Source organism: Kitasatospora sp. NPDC101155, from assembly GCF_044768305.1.
Lineage (GTDB): Bacteria > Actinomycetota > Actinomycetes > Streptomycetales > Streptomycetaceae > Kitasatospora.
In genome coordinates this window covers 1-4,990 of the sequence record NZ_JBIWPN010000121.1, presented here as the reverse complement: position 1 = coordinate 4,990, position 4,990 = coordinate 1, and the positions used below count along the sequence as shown (strand labels likewise).

5 protein-coding genes are annotated in these 4,990 nt (G+C 66.9%); 2 read left to right on the top strand and 3 right to left on the bottom strand.

What is annotated here, in order from left to right; all coding sequences use genetic code 11:
* Positions 1 to 96: 96 nt before the first annotated feature.
* The gene (locus ACIRYZ_RS46130) at positions 97 to 1,467 is read left to right on the top strand and encodes a hypothetical protein (RefSeq protein ID WP_402955654.1); all 1,371 of its coding nucleotides are present in this window, start codon (positions 97 to 99) and stop codon (positions 1,465 to 1,467) included.
* 95 nt (positions 1,468 to 1,562) lie between these two features.
* Here the strand turns inward: ACIRYZ_RS46130 and ACIRYZ_RS46125 are convergent, their stop codons facing one another.
* The 3 genes from ACIRYZ_RS46125 to ACIRYZ_RS46115 all read right to left on the bottom strand — a co-directional run bounded on the left by ACIRYZ_RS46125 (position 1,563) and on the right by ACIRYZ_RS46115 (position 3,673).
* Complete coding sequence (locus ACIRYZ_RS46125; RefSeq protein WP_402955651.1) at positions 1,563 to 2,660, bottom strand: integrase core domain-containing protein; 1,098 nt, start codon at positions 2,658 to 2,660, stop codon at positions 1,563 to 1,565.
* A gap of 248 nt (positions 2,661 to 2,908) precedes the next feature.
* Positions 2,909 to 3,292, bottom strand: a complete 384-nt coding sequence (locus ACIRYZ_RS46120; protein ID WP_402955648.1) for a peptidoglycan-binding protein — start codon at positions 3,290 to 3,292, stop codon at positions 2,909 to 2,911.
* A 30-nt stretch (positions 3,293 to 3,322) separates the two neighbouring features.
* Positions 3,323 to 3,673, bottom strand: a complete 351-nt coding sequence (locus tag ACIRYZ_RS46115; RefSeq protein WP_402955645.1) for a peptidoglycan-binding protein — start codon at positions 3,671 to 3,673, stop codon at positions 3,323 to 3,325.
* Between the two features lie 152 nt (positions 3,674 to 3,825).
* Between ACIRYZ_RS46115 and ACIRYZ_RS46110 the strand changes: the two genes are divergently transcribed.
* Positions 3,826 to 4,797 (top strand): helix-turn-helix domain-containing protein, encoded by a 972-nt coding sequence (locus tag ACIRYZ_RS46110; RefSeq protein ID WP_402955642.1) that lies wholly within the window; start codon positions 3,826 to 3,828, stop codon positions 4,795 to 4,797.
* Positions 4,798 to 4,990 lie beyond the last annotated feature (193 nt).

Sequence of the window (4,990 nt, the reverse complement as noted above, 5' to 3'; positions counted from 1 at the left end):
CTTACTCATGTTGCTCCTGGTTCCCACCTGTGACTGCTTCCTCTGGGCTCATACGCCCCAGTGTCCAGGTGTCCAACCAGAGGGTGGAACTTCAATGTGGCCCACTACCTGCCGCGCACCGCACGCCCGACCGGGCAGGGCGAGCAGGCCGGACGAGCCGCGACCGCGTGGGACCCGGTCCTGGACGAGCTGCGCAACCGGCCGGACAGCCGCTCCTCCGCCAACCTGGCCACGGTGCTCAGCACCCCGCTGATGGTGCTGCTCGCCCGGACCCTCTACAGCGACAGCCCGGGACAGGACCCCGCCGAACTCCTGGACACCGTCCGCTTCCCGACACCGGAAGCCATCGAAGAGCACCTGCTGGCCGGGTTCGTCCCCACCGTCTACCACCAACGACCCCCGACCCGAACCGGCGCCGCTATCTCGCACCTGCACCCGCACCGCGGGTGGGACCCGCAGCACGCCCGGCACTACCTGGGCCAGCTCGCCGGGCACCTCGAGCGGCCCAAGCAGCGCAACCGCCAGGACCTGGCTTGGTGGCAGCTGTCCAGCGTCCTGAGCCTGCCCGCTCGCATCCTCGCCATCGTTTTGGCCTGCACCGTAGTCACGACCGTGTCCGATTTGATCGTGAACGCCGCCATGAGGGCGACGGGCTATCCGCGGGCCTATTCGCTCGAGCTGACCATCGGCCTTGTCGCTGGACTTGCGGTCGGCCTGGCATTCGGACTTGCCTACGGGATCGCCGTGGTGTTGGGCAAGGAAACGTTCGACCCATCCCGTGTGCGGCTGCAACTGCCAGGCCATGGCCGGTGCAAAGCCGGTGCGCCGGCCCGCAGACTCTCAAGCGCGTTCGGCGCGGGACTGCTGATCGGCCTCGCCGTGGGGTTGGCGTACGGCCCCACGACCACGCTGCTGGCCCCGGAGACGATTCCCAGGTCACTCAGCGGCAGACCGCCAGTCGAAGTCATGCTGATCCGCTCGTTCCTGGGCTCGGTCCTCTACGGAACGGCGGGATGCCTGGCCCTCGGGCTCATGGCCGCCCTGGAGACACCACTCGATCTCAAGTCCGCCGCGACTCCGAAACGCCTGCTGGCCATCAACCGCGGCACGGTCATCCGCCAGGCCCTGTTCGTCGCACCGGTGATCACCATCGCCGTCACCAGTGCCTGCCGAGTGCTGGAAAACCTCTCCACCATGGACTGGTTCGGATGGCTAGCAACCGGGACCCAGTGCGGGCTCATCGGCACCGTCTCCTATGTCCTCGCGTTCACCGCCTGGGGTCAGTGGGTGCTCTTCACCCGAATCGCGCTCCCCCTGACAGGACGGCTCCCCTGGGCGGTCATGGCCTTCCTCGACGACGCCTACCACCGAGGAGTCCTGCGCCAGGTCGGAGCCGCCTACCAGTTCCGCCACGCCCGACTCCAAAGCCACCTCAGCTCCGCTGCAAATGCCTCGGAACACGGCTGATCAGCTTGCGGCCTTCGAACCGGCCGGGACCTGCTCCGCGAGTTCCCGCCAATCGCAGCCGGCCGTGCGCTTGCCGGAAACCTCATCCGCCCTGCTCAGGCCGCATGTCGGTACTCGTGGAGGAGGCCGCCGAGTCGGTCGGTTCGGCGTATGTCGAGGCGGGCGATGTGCTCCGGGTTGTCGACTGGCTGGGGAAGCGCGCGGAGGGGGCGGGCATTCGCGATGCGCTGGTGTGGCCTGTGGCAGTTGTAGAAGGTCTCGAACTCCCGCAGGGCGTGGAGCAGATGCTGCTCGTTCCAGATCAGGGTCCGGTCCAGCAGCTCTCGGCGGCAGGTCTGCACCCAGCGCTCCATGAAGGAGTTCATCCGGGGGATCCGGACGCCGCTGAGCACGACCTGGATCCCCGCGTCAGCGAGGACGGCGTCGAACAGTTCGGGGAACTTTCCGTCTCGGTCACGGATCATGTAGCGCGCCCGACAGCCGGCGTCCTCGAGGTCCATGACGAGGTTCTTCGCCGCCTGCGTCACCCAGGACGCGGTCGGATGCGCGGTGGCGCCGAGGATCCGGATCCGGCGGCCGGCGTGCTCGATGACCGCGAGTACGTACAGCCGGGCCCCAGACAGGGTGACCGTTTCGAAGAAATCGCAGGCAAGGAGCGCGTCCGCCTGGGAGCGCAGGAAGTTGGCCCAGGTACTGGAGGTCCGCTCGGGTGCCGGCGGGATCCCGGCCTCCCTCAGGATCTCCCACACCGTCGACGCGGCCACCTTGACACCGAGAACGAGCAGCTCGCCATGAAGGCGCCGGTACCCCCACCCCGGATTCTCCGCGGCCAGGCGCAGAACCAGAGCGCGGACGGAGCGCACTGTTCGCGGTCGGCCTCCGCGCTTCGACCGGGACCGGCCGGCGTGACGACGGGCGACCAGGTCACGGTGCCAGCGCAGCACGGTCTCCGGCCGCACCGACAACCGCAAGCGACGCAGCACCTGAGCCGGCAGACCCCGCAGCAATGCCGCCAAGAACGCCCGGTCACTCGCTTCGAAACGGACCCGCCGTCCGCTCAGCTGCCGCTCCAGCACCACGATCTGATGGCGCAGGGCCAGGATCTCCACGTCCTTCTCACCGTCGCTCATCGGCAGCAGCCGCAGCAACGCGAACGCGTTCGTCACACCCAGGTACGCCAGTCGTAGCAGCACGGTCGATCATCATGTCGCGGAGCCCGTCGGCTCTGCCAGAGCGCCTACCCGACCGACGAGGCCAGCACTCGTGCACCCTGCCTCCCACCAGGCCGGATGAGGTTCTCGGCAAGGGCAACGCCGCCGGAGAACACCTACGGTCACCATCGGGCTGGGCTCCAGGGAGCGCTGACGGCAGTTGAATAGGCGAGCTCACCAGTCCCGAGGGCCACGCCGTCGCCCGCAGACTGCTCATTTACTTCGGTCGCCTACTTGTAGCAGCGCCATCCCTTGTCGAACCAGGAATCAAGGTTGCTCCAGGTGACTGGGCCGATGATGCCGTCGTCGGCGATGCCGGCGCACCTCTGGAACAGCACCGTCCCGGTGTGAGTCTGCTGACCGAAGCTGCCGTCGGTGGCGACGTAGGTGTACTTGAGCACTGAGTTCAGCTCGCACTGGGCCTGGGAGACCGGGCGGTCCCAGCCGTCGGTGGTTGAAGCATCGGTGTCACCAACGGAGAGGTAGGGGCTGCGGTAGCTGTAGCGGCAGTTGCCCTCCATGATTCCGGCGTGGGCCGGTGCCGCCAGCGCCACAGCGCTGCCAGCGGTGAGTGCGAGCGAGGCGAGCGCCACGCTTATCCGGCGAGCGATCACGGGTTCCCCCTTTGGATCGGGTGTCTACGATCAGAACGAGGTGGGCAGGACCGAGTAGCACCAGCCGTTGTAGTCCTTCACGTAGGGCCACATGGCGTCACCGGTCCGCGGCCCGACGATGCCGTCCGCGTATCCGAACTTGTGGGTCTGGAACGCTTCGACGGCTGCTTCGGTCTGGTTCCCCCATTTGCCGTCCACCTTCCCGGCGTCGTAGCCAGCGCTGTTCACGGCCATCTGGACGCACTTCACACCAAGACCGGTGTCGTTGTAACTCAGCCAGGCCGCACCCGGGTCGGCCCAAGCGGAGCTCATCAGCGTCATCGCTGCTGTCGCCGCCGTCGCCACCACCGCGGTCCTCAAGGCGTGTCTTTTGAGTTTCATCCCCGCACTCTCTCCTTCCTCCGTGAGCGGAGGGCGAGTTGGTATCCGCGTCTTGCGGTCACTACAGGGTCTGGCCAACCATCCAGTGGTGTCATTGACATGCCGTGCAATGGCCTTGGCATCATGTGCACAACCGAGCGAGGGGGCGCGGGGTGGGCGGCTTCGTGCTGCGAACGACGGATGTACCCAAGGGGGAGCGGTTCGACTGGTGGGTCGACCTGGTGACGCGGGATCTCGCGCCTACCCACATCACCACCGAGCACCGGGACGACTTTCGGGCGACAGCCACTGCGTTGGCACTCGGCCCGGTGACCGTATCCACCTTGTCATTCCCGACGCTGCAGAGCTGGCGTACCTCCCGGCTAATCCGGCTGTCGGATCCTGAGCTGTGGGAGCTGGCATACGTTACCCGCGGGCTCATGGGCATTGAACAGGCCCGCAGCCGGGCGCAGTTACAGGCGGGAGATCTGCTGCTGTACGATACGTCCAGGCCCTTCGAGTCGCGGGTCACCGTGGACGGGCGGATTACGATCCTCCATCTACCGAAAACCGCGGTGCCGCTCGCGGACCGGTCTATGCGGGATCTGCTGTCCCGCCCACTTCCCGCGCACGACAGCAGTGCCCTGCTTGCAGGCTTCCTCCAGGGCCTGGCCAGCGGGTCCTGGAGCGGGTGGGAAGCCGAGCAGATCGGGACAGCCGCAGTCCACCTCACCTCAGCATTCCTCACGGGCCTGGCGGATCGCGAGGGTCTGTTACCACCGGAGACCCGGCACACAGTCCTCCTGTACCGGGTCAAGGCCTTCATCCAGGCCCACCTGTCGGACCCTGACTTATCGCCGCCGGTAGTGGCGGAGGCCCACAGCATCTCGGTGCGCTACCTGCACCACCTGTTCCGTCAGGAGAAGCAGACCATCAGCGCCTTCATCAGACAACGGCGGCTCGAACGCTGCCAGACCGACCTCACAGCACCTGGCCTCGCAACGCGCCCCGTCGGAGCGATCGGTGCGCGGTGGGGATTCACCGACGAGGCCGTCTTCAGCCGAGCGTTCAAGACAACTTACGGAGTACCTCCGGGCGAATACCGCAGGCGTGCCAGCCTTGGGACGGGCCGCACCGTGACGTGATCAGTCCGACATCCCACATCGCCCGGGTCTTGTCGGCGCCCTTGGCGAGGAGTTCGCACCAAGCGGTGTAGGTGGCGAGCTTCTCAACGAGCTGGCCGACCTGTTGGGTGCCAAAAGTCTCGTACGTGCGCTGAGCTGGGCGTTCGCTAGCCGGCCGTGATCTTCTGTTAGGCGGTGCTGCGGTACTCGTGGA